This is a genomic window from Pustulibacterium marinum, assembly GCF_900116665.1.
GTDB classification, from domain to species: Bacteria; Bacteroidota; Bacteroidia; order Flavobacteriales; family Flavobacteriaceae; genus Pustulibacterium; species Pustulibacterium marinum.
Genome location: NZ_FPBK01000002.1, coordinates 348,580 through 369,574 on the forward strand (window position 1 = coordinate 348,580; position 20,995 = coordinate 369,574).

A 20,995-nucleotide genomic window follows, 5' to 3' on the forward strand; every position below is an offset into this window, starting at 1 on the left:
ATTAGTTAAAGTCAGTCCATTCTTCAAAAGAAAAACCTGTTGTTTTTTTTAGTTCAGAGACGTTTTTCTCATACAATTTCTTTAACCATTCTCGATCTTCCAACGTCATTTCAGGATATGCTTTAGAAGTAGCGGTTAATTTATAAACGGCCGGATGAATCCCTTCATTAATCTTTTTTCTAACAGATGCCGGGAAAAATGGTTTTAATAAACGTTTCGGAGCCGATGAATTCAGCGCTATTTTCTTCACATTGTTATAAATCCAGGGAAATTTAAGTTGTGTGGTTGTATTCGTATTTTTAGAAGTTATGTCGTTTAAAGTGTTCAATCCTAAAAATAGAAAACAAGAATTTACAGCCTCTAGAGTATTATTTTTTAGGTTTTCGGAAGTAATAATATGAATGTTTTCTTTTCCGAAAGCATTATAAAATGCTTGTATTCTTTCAGCATACAATCCAAATTGAAAATATGTTTTATAAAATTGTTCTGCCAATTGCAACGATTGATCGGGATACACATTTTTATCTTGTAAGACAGCTTCTCTAAAAGGTAGTTTTTCGCTTCCTAATCCTTTTAACCACCAATATTGCGAGTAAATTCTATCAATTGGATTTCGTAAAACAATGATGAATTTTGGATTTTCTTTGTAAACTGATTTTATATTAGGAATGAAGTTTTTGAAAAATAAATAACCAGTACTAGATTCTCCACGGAAAGTAGTTTTTCCAAATAAATTTAAATAATCACCAATGGATTCTTCGGTTGTAATTTCAAAATTTTGAGTCGTCCAGAAATGTGGTTCTTTAATTGTAGACATTGAAATCTCCGGATGTTCATTCAAGAAATTATGCAAACTCGAAGTCCCGGACTTTCCAGCTCCCGGAATAAATAGATTTGGTAATTTGCTTTGATTTAGAGTCATTATTCTTTTCCTGAAAATTGTTCCCAAATGTACAGATATTGCTCTGCACTATTTACGGCATCGTGTTCTTTTTCTATAAAAGCTCTGGCATTTTTAGATATTTCTACAATTTTTTCAGGATGTAAAATCAACCATTCTAATTTACTTGCCATATAATCAGCATCTGGAATTGCATTGATCACAATGCTGTCTTCTTCAACCTTATAATGATTTTTCCAGTCTTCACAAGCGCCTGTAAAAACAACTTTTCCTTTAGCCATGGCTTCCAAAGCATTATAACCTTGGTCGTAAGCAAATGCTTGGTCTAGCAAAATATGACAACGATTGTATTTTTCTATATATTCTTCATAAGGTAAACTCACTGCGGTAATGATTTCAATCTTATCAGCATATTTTTTCTGAATAATTTCCAATGCTTTTTCAAAATATCCATTTCCTTTTTTGTAATAATTCACTTTGTTAATCCCATGAAAAATGATGATTTTATCCTCAATTACAAGTGGTTTGTACGCTAGCAAATGCAAGCGAACAGGAAACGGAATTAAAGAAGTTGTTTTGGGATGATTTTCATATGCCAAAACATAATCATAATCTCCAGGAATCACCGCTTCAATATTTTCAAAGATAAATTCATGAAGCCTTTTTGAAGAGTTTTTAGTGTAATGCAAACTGTACTGAAAATGCTTAAAGAGACTTTTATCTTTTACATATTCACTTAAAACATGATGCGGAACACCGTTGTTTAGAAGAAAATCAATGTAAATTACATCATCACTACAGGCCGATAAAAATACTTTTTTGTTGTGTTGAAATAAAAACTTTAGAATCTTCTTTTCTGTATAATAATTATACGTAAGCGACTGTTCATTGATGAGAAAAACAATATCAAAATCTTTAAATTTTGCTCGTTGCTTCCAAAAAATGTAGAAGATTTCTAAAGAAGTAACATCACTATGAAAAAAACGATGGTATATTTTTCTGAAAAATTTGATAGCCTTTTTTTCTAAGAAAACGGGTTCAAAAGAAATATCAACAGGAAAGTTTTTAAATCCGTCTTTTCTTCCGGCTAAGGTTACATCGTGTCCAAGTTGGGTTAAACCAAATTTTAGTGAATTAAAAAAGCCACTGTATTCTCCTAAGAGTAATATCTTCATAGATATCTGCTATATTTGCGTGAATATAATTGATTCCTATTTGTGATACAAAATATCCCTAAAAAAATCTGTTTACTTACGGATGTTCTTTCGCATGGCGGAGCAGAAAAGGTGTGTGCCAATCTTTCTATTGCTCTTGCAAATGCGGGGTATGAAGTATCCATTATTTGTTTGCAAGACAAGGTGAAATACGCTTATGCGGGTAAGCTGATTAATTTGGGAGAAAATCTATCTCAGATTAAGATTTTGCAACGATTACAATGGGTGTTTAGGATTCGGAAAGCAATTAAAAATATTGATGCCGATTATTATATTGATTTCAGATATAGAAGAGGTATCGCTTTTGAAGGTTTATTGCATTTAATTGCTTTTCCAATGCGTAGGATGATTTTTTCTATGCAACATGCTCGTATAGAATATCACAAACCTAACGGTAAATTTTTTGATTATTTTTATAATAAAGCTTTTAGCATAGTTGCAGTTTCTAGTGAAATACAAACGGTTTTAGAGCAAGATTATGGTTTCAAAAATGTAGACCTAATTTATAATTTTAGTGATTTCTCAAAAAATCTAGAAAGCGTAGAAGCTACTGAAAAATATGTGATTTCAGTTGGGAGATTGAATCCCATAAAACAGTTGGATAAATTGATTTTAGCCTATTCAAAATCTAATTTACCACAAAGAAATATTCATTTGTATATCTTTGGAGAAGGAGAGCAGAAACAGGTTTTGGAAGACTTGATTATGGAATTAAAATTAACTGATTTAGTAAAATTGAAAGGTTTTACAGATCGTATTCATTCTTATATAAAAGCATCAGAATTTTTAATTTTAGCAAGTAAAAACGAAGGTTTTCCAATGGTTTTGGTTGAAAGTTTACAACTGGGAACTCCTATTATTTCTTTTGATTGTAAAACAGGTCCGTCAGAAATTATTCAAGATGAAGAAAATGGATTACTAATTGAAGATCAAAATTTTGAAGCTTTGATAGTAGGCATGAACAGGCTGATTACAGATGAGGAATTATACAAACAGTGTAAAGCCAATGCACAAACTTCCATTACTAAATTTTCAAAAGAAAAGGTCATTGAACAATGGCTAAATTTATTAGATTAATATGACTACAATTTCAGATATAGAAATTATTCAAATTCCTAAAATAGAAGATCATCGTGGTAACATTGCGGTGATTGAGAAGGAAGTATTACCATACGAAGTAAAACGTGTTTATTATTTGTATGATGTGCCAAGTTCTGCCGCTAGAGGAGGCCATGCTCATATAGATCAGCAAGAGTGTTTAATTGCGCTAAGTGGTAGTTTTGATGTGATTTTAGATGATTCAAAAAAGAAGAATATTGTAACATTGAATAAGCCTGATAAAGGACTTCTAATTCCTAAGGGAATTTGGCGTGAGCTGGAAAATTTTTCTTCTGGGGCTGTTTGTCTTGTTTTGTCCTCAGATGTGTATTTGGAAGAGGATTACATTAGAGACTACCAAAATTTTGTGGAGTTAAAACTTTAATAAGAACTCACTTTTATATTTCTTTTTAATAATAAGTTCTTCACTTTTTTTACAGCCTTCAAAATTGAAAAGGGTAAGCCTAACAGAATTTTTTGCTTTTGAGTAAGGTGTTGTGGGGTGATATCTTTTTGTAATTGTTTTGCTTTTCCAAAACTTCTTTCCATCCTTAAATTGATAGCAAAACAATAACGTTGAAAATCTATATAGCGCTGTAATGAAATACTTTTTTCTGCTAGGTTTTGATAGGAATTAAAGTCTGGAAAATTCTTATTAGAAATGTTATTTTGGGTCATTTGATCAGGATTTCCATCTCTATGTTTAACCAAAGGTTTGTAGCAATATGCAAGCGAATATTTTGAGAAATAACGAATATAGAAATCGATGTCTTCAGCGAATGTAATTGCAGAATTGAAAATAGGTTCGTTTTCAGAAAGGATCGTTCTTTTAAAACTTAAGCTACTAGGGCAAATAATAGGTTGCCCCAAATTACTCTCAAAAAAATCATGAATTACAAATGATGTGTTTTTTTTAGAGGAATCTATTGTCTTTCTAGTCTCGGTTTCACCAAACGGATATTTTTCTACGTAATCTGTTCCAAAAAAAAGTTCATCAGGAAATTTACAGTGAAGATCTATGATGGTTTGAAGGTAGGAAGGCTCCCAAAGGTCATCTGCATCTAGCAAACAAATAAGGTCGCCATTGGCATGTGAAATACCGGTATTTCTTGTAGCGGGTAAACCTAAATTCTTTTGATGATGAAACATTTGTATTCTCTTATCCTTTATGTTCTGAATTTTGAAAGAACTATGATCGGTGCTACAATCGTTAACGATAATAACTTCAAAATTTTGGTAAGTTTGGTACAGAATACAATCAATAGTTTCCTCTATATATGACTCTTTGTTGTAAAGAGGAATAATTACAGAAACTAAGATTTTCATTAAGTATTTAAGGTTTTTTAGCTATATGATAGCAAAAGTAGCTTGCTTTATAAATATCAAGAATGGTTAATGATGGTTTACGTGAAATTAAGTTTTTCTCCATACGTTTTCTAAAAATCTGATAGAACCATTTCAAAAATACAGGTAAGCCCAATCTTTTTAGTTTATTGTAAACTTTGATAATTTTGGTAGGTTCACTCAATATTTCGGTATGATATAAATAGACTAAATTTCTGGTAGCAGTTCTCACTTTTTCAATGTAATCTTCAGATTTGTCAACATTTAAGTGATAGGTCTCATTTGCTATTTGATGAATTTCAATTCCTCTTTTCTGTAGATTTTGAACGAATACAAAATCTTCATAACCATATGCTGTTAAAGATTCTTCGAAAAGAACCTTTTTGAAAATATTTTTCTTAATCAAAAGGTTTGATGTAAGTGTAGCTTCGTATGGTTTAAGTATTCTTTGTTCCAATGGAAAAGCTTCTCTATAAATACCAAATAACCATCTAAGTGTTTGCTCTTTTCCTATGGATGGAGTGTATTCCAAACCACCAAAAACAACCTCTTTTCCTTGTGAAATTGCATTAAAGTATCGTTGTAAGAAGCTTACATTTTTTGGTAAAACGTCACAGTCTAAAAACAGAAGATAATCCTTACTTGCTTTTTGCGCTAAGAAGTTTCGTGTTTGTGATCTTCCTCTATTTTTCTTTGACTTATAATAGGTACAAAACTCAAGATTGTTTAAGGTTTGGTTCTCTTTTACAAACTGAGAAGAACCGTCATCACAACAAATAATTTCAAGATCAAGGCGCTTGTCAGTATAATATTCATGTAAATAGCTTACAAGCTTTCTTGCATCATAATTAAATACAGGAATTAGGATAGAGATTCCAACGATAGGCTCTGGAATGGTAAATGGAATTACCTTGGAACCAGATGCTTTGCGTTCGGCTAAAATTGATGTGTCTTGTTGGTTAGCTGCAATCATTGCTTTTTACTTTTGAAAGATAGGAAAGGAGTTTAGGCACTTTTTTGTACTACTTCAAATACTTTACTACCATCACATTTTAACGTTTTGGAAGGGTATTTTAGTAATAAGGCATAATCGTGTGTTGCCATTAAAATACTTCTTCCGGCAGCGTTGATGTCCTTTAAAACCTTCATGACTTCAACACTAGTTTGTGGATCTAAATTTCCCGTTGGTTCATCAGCCAATATCAATTCTGGATCATTAAGCAGTGCGCGGGCTATAGCCACGCGTTGTTGCTCACCACCAGATATTTGATGAGGAAATTTAAAGCCTTTGGTTTTCATATCTACTTTATCTAAAACCTCCGAGATTCTTCGTTCAATTTCAGACTTGTCTTTCCATCCCGTAGCTCTTAACACAAATTCTAAATTTGCATTGATTGTACGGTCTGGTAATAGTTTAAAATCTTGAAATACAATGCCAATTTTACGGCGGAGAAACGGAATTTCTTTTTCCTTTAAAGTTCTAAGGTCAAAGCCTACAATGTTTCCAGAGCCTTGCGTTAATGGTAGATCACCATACAAAGTTTTCATAAAACTACTCTTACCACTACCTGTTTTACCAATAAGATAAACAAATTCACCTTTATCTATGGCTAGGGTAATATCGGAGAGTACAAGACTTTCTTTTTGAAATATGGATACACTATTGAGTTCAAGTATAGTTTCACTCATATGGGTTTGGAGCTTTTTGATGTTGTAAAGGTATAAACTTCTAAGTATTAACAAAATTTTAAACGTAAGGTTTTTAGTATGTATTGTTTTAGATGTGTTAAAATTTTTAAGATTATTATAAATCTGTTAACATAATTATATTGTCTCAATTGCGTTATAACAAAGAGCTTTCAGCTATATTTGTGTAAACACCAACAGGAAAAAATTGTTCATGAATAAATATTATATCATATTTTTAGCCGGGACTGCTACGCTAACTTACGAATCCGTTCTAGGTCAGCAATCTGCGGTATATACAAACCAATATAAAGAATATCAAGATGCAGTGAACTTGTACGCTAACAAGCAATATCAAGCTGCTCAAAATATTTTTTTACAGGTTAAAAGGAAAACTTCCAATGAAGAAATTGAAGCAAATTGCGCGTATTACATAGCTAATTGTGCTGTTCGCTTAAATCAGATTGGAGCAGATGGTTTGATGGAGGATTTTGTAACCAATTATCCTACATCGACCAAGCGAAATTCTGCTTATAAAGATGTTGCTGATTATTATTTTGAGCAAGGGAAATATCCATATGCTTTAAAATGGTATGAAAAAGTTGAAGATTCCAATTTTTCCAATTCGGAACAGGAAAAGTTGAATTTCAATAAAGGATACGCATATTTTACAGCCAAGCGACAAGATCAAGCAAAAAAGTACTTTAATAGAGTTATAAACTCCAAAAAGTACGGTTCACAGGCCAAATATTATATTGGTTATATGGCTTATGAAGGAGACGATTATTCGCAAGCAAATGAATACTTTGATCAAATTCAAGGGAGTGATCAGCTGAATGAAAAGTTGGCCTATTATCAAGCGGATATGAACTTTAAACTAGGAAAGTTTGATTTGGCTTTGCAACAAGCTTTAGAGCAACTTCAAAAAACTAGAGATCGTCAAGAGGTTTCGGAACTTCATAAAATTGCTGGAGAGAGTCTTTTCAATCTGAAAAGATACAGCGAAGCGATTCCGCATTTGGAGCAATACAAAGGAAAAAAAGGAAAATGGAATAATACCGATTATTACCAATTAGGATATGCGTATTATCAAGAAGGTAATTATGAAAAGGCCATTGGTCAATTAAACAAAATCATAGATGGTAACAATAGTGTTGCTCAAAATGCTTATTACCATTTAGGTCAATGTTATTTAAAGAACGATAAAAAGCAACAAGCATTGAATGCATTCAAGAATGCATCTCAAATGGATTTTGACGCTCAAATTCAGGAAGATGCTATGTTGAATTATGTGAAGTTAAGTTATGAAGTGGGGAATGCTTATGAAAGTGTTTCGGCATTGTTGCTTTCTTATTTAAGTAAATACCCAGATTCCGGACATACTGAAGAAGTACGTTCTCTGTTGGTAGATTCTTATATCACTTCCAAAAATTACGAAGCGGCGCTCACTTTATTAGAAAAGAATAGAAATTATAGCGATAAAGAAACCTATCAAAAAGTAGCATTTTATCGTGGAGTAGAATTGTTTAATGAAGGAGATTATCAACAGGCAAAATCGTATTTTGATAAATCTTTGAGTCAACCTATCAATTCAACTTATAATGCACGAGCTCGTTTTTGGAAAGGTGAATGTGATTATTTATTAACCAATTATGCCGATGCTTTGATCTCTTTCAAACAGTTTGAAAATTCTGCAACTTCTAGTCTAAAAGAAAATGCAGATATAGATTATAACATTGGTTATACCTATTTCAAACAGAAAAATTACGAAAAAGCCATTAGTTACTTTTCAAAATATACAGAATCAGCTCCAAAAGACAAGTCAAAATTAAATGATGCTTATTTACGATTAGGAGATAGTTATTTTGTATCCAGTAACTATTGGCCGGCAATGGAAACGTACAACAAAGCTATTGCTTTGAACGGAGTAGATGCAGATTATGCTAATTTCCAAAAAGCGATTAGTTATGGTTTTGTAGACAGAAACGAGCGTAAGATAGAAGAGTTGATCAAGTTTGTGAATACTTACAAGAAATCCGCTTACAGAGACGATGCTCTTTATGAATTAGGAAATGTTTATATCGCAGAAAATAATGTGAACAAAGGAATCGCAGCTTACGATCAATTAGTGAACGAGTACAAGAAAAGTTCGTATGTTCCTAAAACATTATTGAAAGAAGGGCTAATTTTCTATAATAACAATCAAAACGAAAAAGCACTTGGTAAGTTTAAAACTGTTGTGCGAGATTTTCCTAATACACAAGAATCTATTCAAGCAGTTTCTACGGCAAAATTGATTTATGTAGATGAAGGTAGAGTAGACGAATACGCAGCTTGGGTTAAGAATATTGATTTTGTTCAAGTTACCGATGCCGAACTGGATAATGCTACCTATGAATCAGCTGAAAATCAATACATTCAAAATAAAACAAATCAAGCTATTTCTGGATTTGAAAAATATTTAAATCAGTTCCCGAACGGATTGCATGCAACAAATGCTCATTTCTATTTGGCGCAATTACAGTTTGGAAAAGGGGAGAAGGCAGCTTCGGTTCCACATTACGAAGTGGTGATTAGTAAAGAGCGAAACGAGTTTACAGAGCAAGCGTTATCTCGTTTAGGTCAAATTTATTTAGAAAATAAAGAGTACGAAAAGGCAATTCCTGTTTTAAAACGTTTGGAAACCGAAGCAGATTATCCACAAAACATCAGTTTTGCACAGAACAATTTAATGAAAGCTTATTACGAGCAAAACGATTATGAAGCAACCGTAATGTACGCTGAAAAAGTATTGTCCAATCCAAAAGTGGATGATAGAATTGCGAGTGATGCTCATATTATGATTGCACGTTCTGCTATTAAAACGGGAGATGAAGCAAAAGCAAAACAAGCATACGCTGAAGTTCAGAAAAAAGCAACCGGAGCGTTGATGGCAGAAGCTTTGTACTATGATGTTTACTTTAAAAATAAAGAAGGAAAGTATGAAGCGTCTAACAAAGTAATGCAAAAGTTAGCGCAAGAATATAGCGGTTACAAAGAGTTTGGAGCAAAAGGATTGGTAGTTATGGCGAAGAATTATTACGCTATGGATGATGCTTTTAATGCTACAACTATTTTGAAAAGTGTAATCTCTAACTTTGCCAGTTATCCGGAAATTGTTTCAGAAGCTCAGATAGAATTAAACAAGATCAAAGCAGAAGAAGCAAAAACTAACGCATCGGTAGAAACTGATACTCCGGTAGAAGAAACACAACCGCAACAAGGAAACTAAGAAAAAGAAATTCAACTAAGAAGAAAAAGATATGCGCAAGCACATATTCAATAGCATTATGGTTACCTTGTTTGCTTCGGCAGGGGTACTAGCACAAGAAAAAGAAAAAGATTCAGTTTTAGGAACTCAAACAGTAAACGTGGTAAAAGCGTATACTCCATCGGTTTCTGATGCTTTTAAGATCAAAGGAACTCCATCTTTAGATGATTCGGTTACAACAAGTAAAAAGAAAATCGATTATAAAATTTTCTCAGTTCCTGTAGCATCTACATTTACACCGGCAAAAGGAAAAGCAAGTGCCGTAGAGAAAGCTCCAAAAGAAAAATTGTACAACACATACGCTTCTTTAGGTTTAGGGAACTACACCTCTGTTTTAGCAGATTTTTTTACCAGTAGAGCTTTGAGTAGAACGGAAACGGTAGATGTAGGTCTTCGTCATCATTCTTCTCAAGGAGGAATTGATGGTGTGGATTTAGATAATGCATTTTTCAATACAAAACTAGACGCTTCTTATTTTAAAAGAGATAGAGATTATACTTGGGGTGCAGATCTTGGTTTTCAGCACCAAATCTATAATTGGTATGGAGTAGAAGAAGGTTTGTTTGAAGATGCTGTATTAGCAAATATCGATGAAAAACAAACGTATTATAATGGAGAGTTAGGGGCTCATATCAATTTTAATGAAGGTTATTTTAGAGGCGGAAATGTTTTATTTAGAAGATTTTGGGACGGAATGTCTTCAGGAGAAAATAGATTGGTAGCCAAGCCATCTTTTAAATTTCCGGTTCAAGATCAATTGGTAACCACACACATTTTTGTTGATTACCTTTCTGGTAAGTTTGATCGCAGTTATTATTCAGAGGAAGAATTAAAGTATAGCAATGTTCAGCTAGGAATCAATCCAAATATCGTATTTATAAAAGACGATGTCACTTTTAATCTGGGAGCTACCGTTGCTTATATGATGGATATTGAAAATAGCGAAAGCAAATTTTATGTGTTTCCAAATATTTCAGCAAGTTATACTTTACTAGAAGGATTTGTTACGGCATACGCGGGAGCAAAAGGGGACTTGCAGCAAAATTCTTACTACGGTTTTGCCAACGACAATCAATTTGTATCTCCAACATTGACTATTGCGCCTTCATTTCAGCAATATGATATTTATGGGGGTATCAAGGGTAAATTTCTTCCTAATTTAAGTTATGATTTGAAAGCGGGTTATAGCAGTACAGATGATTATGCATTTTTTGTACACAATCCTAATAGTAGTAATTTTGGTTTGGATGATGGATATGTTTATGGAAACTCTTTCAATGTGGTGTATGATAAATTGAATACATTAAAAGTGGATGGAGAAGTGAATCTTACCATTTCAGACAAATTTTCTCTTGGTGCAAACGGAATGTTTGCTAGCTATTCTACAGATGAGTTAAGCGAAGCTTACAATTTACCAAGTGTAAGAGCTTCTATTTTCTCAGATTTCAAAATAGGAGAAAAATGGTTTGGAGGCGCCTCTGTATTCTTCATGGGAGAAAGAAAAGATGTATTGTCGGCAGATTTTATTACCATTGATCCAGCCGATACAGCTCAAGAAGTAACTTTAGATGGTTACTTTGATGTGAATTTCAACTTAGGATATAATTTTACAGATCGTTTATCTGGTTTTGCCAGATTAAACAACATAGCAAACAACGATTACCAACGTTGGGCAAATTACAAGGTACAAGGTTTCCAGGCGGTGCTAGGGGCTACTTATAAATTCGATTTTTAATACAAAAATTGAAAGCTCATTTAAAAGTAAAAAGTCAGGCAATTGCCTGACTTTTTTGTTAGGAAACAAATTTCCTCATATTGTTTTCAAGGTCTTGTGAAAGATTATAAAGGTAGCCAAGTTGGTCATACACCAATCGAATCTCCTTTAAATTAGATTGTAGTTTTTTGCTTATGGCAATTTGTCCTGCGGCTAGTTCTTCTTCTCTTTCTTGATCAAGTTCTTTGTAAATATTACCAAGGTATTTGTGTGCTTTTTCTACAGCTGAAAAATCAAATTTCGTAGTGTCTTCCTTGCTTAGAAGTGCCAGACAATTAGAAATTCTAGCCTTAATACCGTTAATATAAGTTTTAAAATATTCTGAAGCTTCGGTGGTTTCATGACTTTGAATATAAGTTCCTAAAGCTGCAGCAGCCGACAAAAATGTATGCTGAATCACTACAACTTCATACAATTCGGGCATTTTATTTTGTTTTGATTTCGGCTCCTGAGTCATTCGTTGAAAGGCAGCATGTAAATTTCCCATCTGAATAAAAGCCATTTTTCTTGAAAGCTTATATTCTGTAATAATTCTATTTTTTTCAATATATATTTTCGCTACTTCATCTATATAGTTTTCATTAGCCTTCAATGAATTTTGAAGAAAGTTAGCCAAAGTTTTAGACTCCCAAACCGGCCAAAAGAAATAGTTGAAGATCATTGACAAACCAGCTCCTATGATGGTGTCAATAATTCTAGAACTAATGATATTGAAAGGGTCACTTGTTAAAATAGCAAATACAAAAATGATATTGATAGTAATTGCTGTGGCCGCCTTTAAGTAGTTTCGTTGAATATAGGTAAATGCAAATATCATGGCAAAAAATGTAATAATGCCATAGATATAGTGATTATCTGTAATGTAAATAATTGCAAAAGCAACCAAAGCACCAATCACAGTCCCAATAACTCGTTCAGATGTACGCTTTTTGGTAACACCATAATTTGGACGCATGATCACAAAAATTGTGATGAGGATCCAATAAGTATTTGAGATTTCAAAATAGGTTCCTATTAAAAAACCTGTGATTACAGCTAGGGTGTGGCGTAATGCATGTTTAAAAATGATAGAACTAAAATTGAAATTATCCCTTAATCTGCGTAGTGAATAATCCTGACTAGTGATAAAACGTTGAGGCTCTAGTGCTTCTTTTGCTTCGTCAAAAGTATAGTCATCAGCTATGATTCGTTCAATAGTTTCTATTTTCTGAATTTGACGCTCTTCATAATCTGCCAAATTTCTAAGGATAAGCACATTTTCTCTTCGGTTTTGGATGTTTACATGTTGCTTATAATCCTCTATAGCCGCGTTTATATCATCAAGAATTTTTCTCAATTCATTTCCTTGAGCGGTAATACTATGATGAGATATCTTAAATGAAAGTTCTTTTATAAGTTGAGAAGATGTATTCAGTAAATTGGTAAAAGGCAGAAGTACTCTTGGATATTCTTTGAATTTTTCATCAAAATCTTCATAATTGATAGGGTTTGCTATGGCTAATTCTAAAATATCCACTAGTTCCACAAAAATGAGTAATTGTCGCCTGGCATAGCCACTTCCAATAGCATTGGCATTTTCACGAAGTACTATTTCTCGTATGTTTTCGTGTTTTGCATTGATAGCAATTTGCAAACCAAGTAACTTGTCAAGTAAAGGTTTTCTGTTTTTTGTTAATGCAATTTGTCCTCTAATTTTTAAATAGTCAGCAGTTAATTGCATACATTCAACCAAAAGCTGTTCAGCAATTTGCTTAGGTTTGATAAGGTTAATAATAGAATTAACTAGTATGTAAACTCCGCTTCCTACAATTATAAAAATAGCACTTTTGTAAAAATCAGCATCCGGACCTACATTCACAAAACCAAGTGCAACCGCTAAAATCCCGGAAAAAGAAACCATGGAAGCTCGTAAACCAAAAATGGAAATATAGCTTAGGAAAAATACGAGAACAGAAATGGTAGTGAGTAGAAGCCAGGTATTGTATTTAGTCAAATGAACTAATGAAAAAGAAACGATAGCAAATAGAATTCCAGTAGCAATACCTATAAGATTATGTTTTTTAGTTCCTGGAACATCACTGATTGCAGACAATAGAATCCCCATTCCCATAGCAATAGGAAATGGAGTACCGGGAAAAAGAAAGCTTCCGCCTAGGAAAACTCCAAAGCCTAGTACAGCAAAAAGAATTCCTTTTCTAAAATCATACGTTTTTAAAAAGAGCAGTAGTTGTTGTGTCATGTATAGTTTTTGTTAGCTTAAGATAGCTAACAAACCCATAATTTTTGTGCTGCAAGCCATATGGGATGTAAAAGTACAACAGCTTTTATAGATATTAAAATGTAAAATTTCAATTGGCTGAATTCACAAAAAGTAAATTACCAATCATTTGTTTAATTCACTGATGATTTAACCTTAGCTTCTTGTAAGTAATTATCAATTTGTCAATTAAATAGGATGGTGGCTCATAGAGTTGCCAAAAATGAATATTTCTGAAATTAAAAAAGGAATCACAATTAAGGGATTCCTTTTAATAAAATTTTTATGGAACAAGATAATTAATCTTGTTGAAGCTCTTCTGATTCATTTTCTGAAGGATTTTCAATTTCTGTTTCTTCAGTTTCTGCATGTTTTTCGGCAACTGTAATAGGTACAAATACTCTTGTTTTACCCCATCCAATAGCCATTTCTACATGTCCTTTTTCGTCATCAAAAACTATAGAGAGTGCATCCAAAGATTCTTTATCTGTTTCTGCCGGAACTTTTAGTCGTACAACATCTTGATTTGGATCATAGGTATAAGCTCCCCAAACATCAATATCATTGTTTAATATTACTGTCCACTCTTTTTTGTCTGGAATTGTAAATAAAGAATAGGTTCCTGATGTAATTAAAGAATCACCTATCATAACATCTTTGTAAAATTGGATTTCGGTAGCTTCATTAGCTCCTGTTCTCCATAATTTACCGTAAGGAGCAATTTCTTTACCAATACCTCTTCCTCTTAATTGAGGACGACCGTATAAAATTTTTATTACCGGACTGGCATTATTCTCTTGTCTATAATAAGAAATATCATGTGGACTTTTATCTAAGCCACTAAATTTTTGAGCTTGAACATTTGAAGAGAAGGTAATAAATACTAAAAGTGTAACAATAATTGGAGTAATTTTCATAACTGAGATTTTGGGCGAATATCTAAAAAAAGTTTTGTCTATATTGTTAATGATTCTTTAAAATGAAAAAGGTTTAAAACAGAAGACTTACATATTGCTTATTTTGATTATAATTAATAATATTAAAAATATCAATTAGAAGTCTTTTTATGTGTTTTATGTTTTGATTTGAAACCTAAATTGATATTTTGGTTTTTAATTTGAAATATTAATTCGATATTTGATTTATAATAAGAACTTAAAATTAGATTACCATGTGTGGAATTGTTTGTGCATTTGATTTGAAAGAGCAGGCGGAAGATTTAAGACCTCAGTTATTAGAGATGTCTAAGAAAGTACGCCATCGTGGACCAGATTGGAGTGGAATCTATAGTAATGATAAAGCGATCTTAACTCATGAAAGATTAGCTATTGTAGATCCGGCATCTGGGACACAGCCATTGTTTAGTGAAGATAAAAAATTGGTTTTAGCCGCTAATGGTGAGATTTACAATCACCAGGCTTTGCGTGCACAATTAGGTAATTACAATTTCCAAACAAAGTCAGATTGTGAGGTGATTCTAGCATTATACAAGGAAAAAGGAGTGAATTTCGTAGATGAATTAAACGGAATTTTCGGCTTTGCAATATACGATGTTGAAAAAAATGAATATTTTATTGCGAGAGATCACATGGGAATTATACCTTTGTATATAGGATGGGATCAAAACGGAACATTTTATGTTGCTTCTGAATTAAAAGCTTTAGAAGGAACTTGTAATAAAATTGAATTGTTTCCTCCAGGACATTATATGTCAAGTTCAACTGGTGAGTTTGTGAAATGGTATGAAAGAGATTGGATGTCTTACGATGCCGTAAAAGAAAACGAAACTAGTATTGAAGATCTTAGGGAAGCCTTAGAGAAATCAGTTCATAGACAATTAATGTCAGACGTTCCTTATGGTGTATTGTTATCAGGAGGATTAGATTCTTCGGTTACTTCAGCAATTGCTAAAAAATATGCTCAAAAGCGTATAGAATCTGGTGATGCAGATGAAGCTTGGTGGCCAAGATTACATTCGTTTTCTGTAGGCTTAGAAGGATCTCCAGATTTGGCGGCAGCTCGTAAAGTTGCAGATCATATTGGAACAGTACATCATGAAATAAAATTTACAATACAAGAAGGATTAGATGCTATAAAAGATGTAATTTATCATTTGGAAACCTATGATATTACAACCGTAAGAGCTTCTACACCAATGTACTTAATGGCAAGAGTTATTAAGTCAATGGGAATCAAAATGGTACTTTCAGGCGAAGGTGCAGATGAGCTTTTCGGAGGTTATTTGTATTTTCATAAAGCGCCAAGTCCAAAGGACTTTCATGAAGAAACAGTACGTAAGCTAGATAAATTGCATATGTATGACTGTTTAAGAGCGAATAAATCTTTGGCAGCTTGGGGAATAGAAGGTAGAGTTCCCTTCTTAGATAAAGAATTTATGGATGTGGCCATGAGGCTAAATCCAAAAGATAAAATGATTACTCCAGAAAAAATGGAGAAGTGGGTTGTTCGTAAAGCGTTTGAAGATTATTTACCGGAAAGCGTTGCATGGAGACAAAAAGAACAATTTTCTGACGGAGTAGGATATAGCTGGATTGATACTTTGAAAGAAGTAGTAAACAAAGAAGTATCAGACGAGCAAATGCAAAATGCTCATTTTAGATTTCCGGTACAGCCACCGAGAACTAAAGAAGAGTTCTATTACAGAACAATTTTTGAAGAGCATTTTCCAAGTGATGCAGCAGCGCTATGTGTACCTTCAGTGCCTTCCGTAGCTTGTAGCACGCCAATAGCTTTAGAGTGGGATGAAGCATTTAAAAACATGAATGAACCCTCAGGAAGAGCTATTACTAAGGTGCATACCGATGCGTATACATCTTAATCTAGAAATGCAATTTATGTAATGTTGGATGGTTAATAAATTGGGACTAGGTGTTGTGAATTTCGCAGCACCTTTTCTTTTTATGACATTTCTAAAAGATTATTTAATTCAAAAAAATTCGATGTAAGCTCATTTTAACAAATCTTGTTAATAGGTGATTCCAAAGAACTATGAATTCTTCAAAATTTGCCGTTTTAGAGCTTGTTTAAGCTACTTTCTCAGAAATAAACAATTGTTAATAATTTAAGACGTCAGAAACTTATTTGCTTTCATAATATAAGCTGAAATGTTATCTTTGTAGATAAGCATAAGAGGTGAACTAAGCCTCTTACTACTAAAATCAAATTAATTACAAAGATTTATGAGCGAAGAAATTAAAAAGCAGTATTCCGCGGATAGTATTCAGGCGCTGGAAGGTATGGAGCACGTGCGTATGCGTCCTTCCATGTATATCGGAGATGTTGGAGTTAGAGGTTTACACCATTTAGTATATGAGGTTGTAGATAACTCTATAGATGAAGCTTTAGCAGGATATTGTGATAGAATTTCAGTTAGCATAAATGAGGATAACTCAATTACTGTAGAGGATAATGGGCGTGGTATTCCAGTAGATCTTCATAAAAAAGAAGGTGTTTCTGCCCTTGAGGTTGTAATGACCAAAATTGGTGCAGGAGGTAAGTTTGATAAAGATTCGTATAAAGTTTCCGGAGGTCTTCACGGTGTGGGGGTTTCCTGTGTGAACGCACTTTCAGATCATTTAAGAGCAACAGTTCATAGAGATGGTAAGGTTTGGGAACAAGAATATGAAAGAGGAAAATCTTCATATCCTGTAAAAAACATTGGAGAAACCGATGTTACAGGAACCATTGTAACTTTCAAGCCAGATGCTACAATTTTTCAACAAACCTTAGAATATAACTATGATACATTAGCCTCACGTATGCGTGAATTGGCATACCTTAATAAAGGTATTAAAATTACGTTGACCGATAAGCGTGAGAAAAATGATGATGGAACTTTTGTAGGGGAAGAATTTTATTCTGAAGAAGGTCTGAAAGAATTTATCAAGTTCTTAGACGGAAATAGAGAAAGAATCATAGCAGACGTTATCGCTATGGAAGGGGAGAAAAACGGAATCCCTGTAGAAGTAGCTATGGTGTATAATTCATCTTATAGTGAAAATTTACATTCATATGTTAACAATATCAATACGCATGAAGGTGGTACGCACCTTAGTGGATTTAGACGTGGATTAACAGCAACTTTGAAGAAATATGCTGACGAGTCTGGAATGTTAGATAAATTGAAGTTTGAAATTTCTGGTGATGATTTCCGTGAAGGTTTAACGGCTATTGTATCTGTTAAAGTAGGTGAGCCTCAGTTCGAAGGGCAAACCAAAACTAAATTGGGTAACCGCGAAGTTACAGCAGCAGTTTCTCAGGCAGTTTCAGAAATGCTTACAGATTATTTAGAAGAACATCCTGATGATGCTAAAACGATAGTTCAAAAAGTAATTTTAGCAGCGCAAGCCCGTCATGCAGCTAAGAAAGCTCGTGAAATGGTACAACGTAAAACCGTGATGAGCGGTGGAGGTTTACCAGGTAAATTGTCGGATTGTTCTGAGCAAGATCCTGAAAAATGTGAAATATTCCTTGTCGAGGGAGACTCGGCAGGTGGTACGGCTAAACAAGGGCGTGACCGTAATTTCCAAGCAATTCTACCATTAAGAGGTAAAATCTTAAACGTGGAAAAAGCCATGCAACATAAGGTTTTCGAAAATGAAGAAATTAGAAACATCTTTACTGCATTTGGTGTAACTATCGGAACAGAAGAGGATAGTAAGGCGTTGAACTTAACAAAATTGCGTTACCATAAAATTGTAATTATGTGTGATGCGGATGTCGATGGTTCTCACATTGCAACCTTAATTCTTACATTCTTCTTTAGATACATGAGAGAGTTGATAGAATCTGGATATGTATATATTGCAACTCCACCTTTATATTTAGTCAAAAAAGGAGCTAAGAAAGAATATGCTTGGGGAGAAAAAGAGCGTGATGCATTGAACGAATCTTTTGGAGGTTCTGCAACTATTCAACGTTACAAAGGTCTTGGAGAGATGAATGCAGAACAGCTTTGGGATACTACCATGAATCCAGAATTCAGAACGCTGCGAAGAGTTACTATCGATAGTGGTTCAGAAGCAGATAGAATTTTCTCTATGTTAATGGGAGATGATGTTCCGCCACGTAGAGAATTCATAGAAAAGAATGCTGTTTATGCAAATATTGATGCATAATTGGTATAATTAAGATAATTATTTAAAGCCTGTAATTGATTTTACAGGCTTTTTTTTATTTTTAAGAAAAATCAAAGCCCATGAAATCGATATTATTAACATTAGTTACGGCATTTTCCATAAGTTCTTATGCGCAAGATGCTTCAAGCATTTTTACTACCGGATTAGAAGATTCACAAAGATTTGCAAAAGGATATTTACAGCCAGGTTCAGAAGCTATAGGTCATGCAATGAACAATGGATGGTTTAATTCAGCAGAAGCGAAGTCGTTTTTAGCTTTTGAAATTTCAATTATAGGAAATATTGTTCAAGTAGATGAAGCTGATCATACATTTAATTTTGAAGCTAGTACCACTGGAGGTTTGTCATATGCCGATGGTAGTTCTATTAAAAGTGTAGCAAGTGTTTTAGGTACTGTAGATCCTGATATTGTTATGGAGTATACCATCACAGAACCCAATACAGGTATGACAGAGACCATTCAGATTACGCTTCCGGAGGGGATTCTAGATAAAAACATTAATAATGTTCCGGCAGGTTATCTTCAAGGAAGCATAGGTTTACTGAAGGGAACAGAATTAAAGTTAAGATTTTTGCCTAAAATAGATATAAATGACCGCAAATTTGGCGTGTTGGGTATAGGTGTTCAACATGAGTTTACAGAATGGCTACCGGCTGATAAATTATGGCCTATTGCAATTTCTGGTCTTGTTGCGTACACAAAATTAAATGCAGATTACAATGTAGATGATGTCTTAAATCTTGATGGAGTCAATCAGTATTTTCAAAATGATACGCAAACTTGGCTTTTTCAAAGTATTTTTTCAACCAAATTACCAGTTATTAATTTTTACGGAGGAGTTGGGTATATGACGGGAACTTCTAAGTCAGATTTGAAGGGAACATATATCGTGTATGAAGGTTTCGGTACTCAAGCTACTGTTGAAGATCCTATCTCCGTTGAAAATGAAATTAGTGGTGTTCGTGCAACTTTAGGAACTAAATTAAAACTTGGATTTTTTAGATTGAATGCAGATTATACTTTTGCAGAATTCAATAGTGCAACTATCGGATTAAACTTTGGATTTAGATAACATTTATCATGTAATTTATTCTTTAAAAAGTAACTGTTTCATTGAAAATTCCGTATTTTTATAGTGTAATTTTATTCAATAATCAATCTTTATAAAAATACAAACATATGAAAGTTACTGTAGTGGGTGCCGGAGCAGTCGGTGCTAGTTGTGCAGAGTATATTGCTATTAAAAACTTTGCTTCAGAAGTTGTTTTACTAGATATTAAAGAAGGTTATGCCGAAGGTAAAGCCATGGATTTAATGCAGACAGCTTCCTTAAATAGTTTTGATACAAAAATCGTTGGTAGTACAAATGATTATACCAAAACTGCAGGTAGTGATGTTGTAGTGATAACTAGTGGTATTCCAAGAAAACCTGGAATGACTCGTGAAGAGTTGATAGGTATCAATGCTGGAATTGTAAAAGAGGTAGCAACAAAGTTGGTTGAACAATCTCCTGAGACAATTATCATTGTTGTAAGTAATCCAATGGATACCATGGCATATTTAGCTCATAAAGCAACTGGTTTACCAAAAAATAGAATCATAGGAATGGGTGGAGCATTAGACAGTGCTCGTTTCAAATATAGATTGGCAGAAGCTTTAGAAGCTCCAATTTCAGATATTGATGGAATGGTAATTGGCGGACATAGCGATGTAGGTATGGTTCCTTTAACAAGATTGGCTACTAGAAACAGTGTTCCTGTGAAGGAATTTATTTCGGAAGAAAGATTAGCCCAAGTAAAAGAAGATACCAAAGTTGGTGGAGCAACACTAACCAAGTTATTAGGTACATCTGCTTGGTATGCACCGGGAGCAGCAGTTTCTGCACTTGTACAAGCAATTGCTTGTGATCAGAAAAAAGTATTTCCTTGTTCTGCATTATTAGAAGGAGAATATGGATTGTCTGATATTTCTATTGGTGTTCCGGTAGTTTTAGGTAAAAATGGTATTGAAAAAATTCTTGAAATAGAACTTTCGGAAGAAGAATTAACAGCTTTACAAACAAGCGCTGAAGGTGTTTCAAAAACAAATGGATTATTAGAGTTATAATAATTTAGGACTAAATAAAATGAAGAACCTCACGAATACATTTCGTGAGGTTTTTTTATTCTAGGCGGGTAAATACCCCGAGGCTTGCCTCGCGTGAAAAAAATAGTAATCTTTGAGCGTGAGCTCAAGTAGACATTTTCATAAA

Annotated in this window: 15 protein-coding genes; 8 read left to right on the forward strand and 7 right to left on the reverse strand. The window is 33.5% G+C overall.

All coding sequences use genetic code 11. The features are described from left to right. Nucleotide 1 precedes the first annotated feature (1 nt). On the reverse strand, nucleotides 2–922 hold the full coding sequence (locus BM383_RS05960; RefSeq protein ID WP_093024023.1) for a sulfotransferase domain-containing protein: 921 nt from the start codon (nucleotides 920–922) through the stop codon (nucleotides 2–4). Then, nucleotides 922–2,076: a glycosyltransferase gene (locus tag BM383_RS05965; RefSeq protein WP_093024025.1), complete on the reverse strand. Its 1,155-nt coding sequence runs from the start codon at nucleotides 2,074–2,076 to the stop codon at nucleotides 922–924. The genes BM383_RS05960 and BM383_RS05965 overlap by 1 nt, the downstream gene beginning before the upstream one ends. Before the next feature lie 42 nt (nucleotides 2,077–2,118). Here BM383_RS05965 and BM383_RS05970 point away from each other — a divergent pair, with 42 nt between their 5' ends. Both BM383_RS05970 and BM383_RS05975 read left to right on the forward strand, forming a co-directional pair. Further along, the gene (locus tag BM383_RS05970) at nucleotides 2,119–3,192 is read left to right on the forward strand and encodes a glycosyltransferase (RefSeq protein ID WP_093024027.1); all 1,074 of its coding nucleotides are present in this window, start codon (nucleotides 2,119–2,121) and stop codon (nucleotides 3,190–3,192) included. 1 nt (nucleotide 3,193) lies between these two features. Then, complete coding sequence (locus tag BM383_RS05975; protein ID WP_093024029.1) at nucleotides 3,194–3,598, forward strand: sugar 3,4-ketoisomerase; 405 nt, start codon at nucleotides 3,194–3,196, stop codon at nucleotides 3,596–3,598. On the opposite strand, the gene BM383_RS05980 is transcribed toward BM383_RS05975, so the two are convergent. From BM383_RS05980 to BM383_RS05990, 3 genes are read right to left on the reverse strand one after another with little or no spacing between them, the layout of a single operon-like run. Next, nucleotides 3,595–4,539, reverse strand: a complete 945-nt coding sequence (locus tag BM383_RS05980; protein ID WP_093024031.1) for a glycosyltransferase family 2 protein — start codon at nucleotides 4,537–4,539, stop codon at nucleotides 3,595–3,597. The two genes, BM383_RS05975 and BM383_RS05980, sit on opposite strands and share 4 nt — an antisense overlap. A gap of 7 nt (nucleotides 4,540–4,546) precedes the next feature. After that, nucleotides 4,547–5,530, reverse strand: a complete 984-nt coding sequence (locus tag BM383_RS05985; RefSeq protein ID WP_093024033.1) for a glycosyltransferase family 2 protein — start codon at nucleotides 5,528–5,530, stop codon at nucleotides 4,547–4,549. A gap of 32 nt (nucleotides 5,531–5,562) precedes the next feature. Continuing rightward, nucleotides 5,563–6,246, reverse strand: a complete 684-nt coding sequence (locus BM383_RS05990; protein WP_093024035.1) for a cell division ATP-binding protein FtsE — start codon at nucleotides 6,244–6,246, stop codon at nucleotides 5,563–5,565. A gap of 211 nt (nucleotides 6,247–6,457) precedes the next feature. Here BM383_RS05990 and BM383_RS05995 point away from each other — a divergent pair, with 211 nt between their 5' ends. Beyond that, nucleotides 6,458–9,514 (forward strand): tetratricopeptide repeat protein, encoded by a 3,057-nt coding sequence (locus tag BM383_RS05995; protein ID WP_093024037.1) that lies wholly within the window; start codon nucleotides 6,458–6,460, stop codon nucleotides 9,512–9,514. A gap of 31 nt (nucleotides 9,515–9,545) precedes the next feature. Continuing rightward, nucleotides 9,546–11,288: a TonB-dependent receptor gene (locus tag BM383_RS06000; protein ID WP_093024039.1), complete on the forward strand. Its 1,743-nt coding sequence runs from the start codon at nucleotides 9,546–9,548 to the stop codon at nucleotides 11,286–11,288. 58 nt (nucleotides 11,289–11,346) lie between these two features. Here BM383_RS06000 and BM383_RS06005 read toward each other — a convergent pair whose 3' ends face one another. After that, on the reverse strand, nucleotides 11,347–13,566 hold the full coding sequence (locus BM383_RS06005) for an FUSC family protein (RefSeq protein ID WP_093024041.1): 2,220 nt from the start codon (nucleotides 13,564–13,566) through the stop codon (nucleotides 11,347–11,349). Between the two features lie 317 nt (nucleotides 13,567–13,883). Next, on the reverse strand, nucleotides 13,884–14,501 hold the full coding sequence (locus BM383_RS06010; RefSeq protein ID WP_093024043.1) for a DUF2911 domain-containing protein: 618 nt from the start codon (nucleotides 14,499–14,501) through the stop codon (nucleotides 13,884–13,886). 254 nt (nucleotides 14,502–14,755) lie between these two features. Between BM383_RS06010 and asnB the strand changes: the two genes are divergently transcribed. From asnB to mdh, 4 genes are all read left to right on the forward strand, one after another. Next, nucleotides 14,756–16,423, forward strand: a complete 1,668-nt coding sequence (asnB, locus tag BM383_RS06015) for an asparagine synthase B (RefSeq protein ID WP_093024045.1) — start codon at nucleotides 14,756–14,758, stop codon at nucleotides 16,421–16,423. A gap of 361 nt (nucleotides 16,424–16,784) precedes the next feature. Beyond that, nucleotides 16,785–18,722, forward strand: coding sequence for a DNA topoisomerase (ATP-hydrolyzing) subunit B (gyrB, locus tag BM383_RS06020; RefSeq protein WP_093024047.1), 1,938 nt, complete (start codon nucleotides 16,785–16,787; stop codon nucleotides 18,720–18,722). An 80-nt stretch (nucleotides 18,723–18,802) separates the two neighbouring features. After that, nucleotides 18,803–19,816 carry a DUF6588 family protein gene (locus BM383_RS06025; RefSeq protein WP_093024049.1) on the forward strand — a complete coding sequence of 338 codons (1,014 nt, stop codon included), beginning with the start codon at nucleotides 18,803–18,805 and terminating at the stop codon, nucleotides 19,814–19,816. A 107-nt stretch (nucleotides 19,817–19,923) separates the two neighbouring features. Continuing rightward, nucleotides 19,924–20,850, forward strand: coding sequence for a malate dehydrogenase (gene mdh / locus BM383_RS06030; RefSeq protein ID WP_093024051.1), 927 nt, complete (start codon nucleotides 19,924–19,926; stop codon nucleotides 20,848–20,850). Nucleotides 20,851–20,995 lie beyond the last annotated feature (145 nt).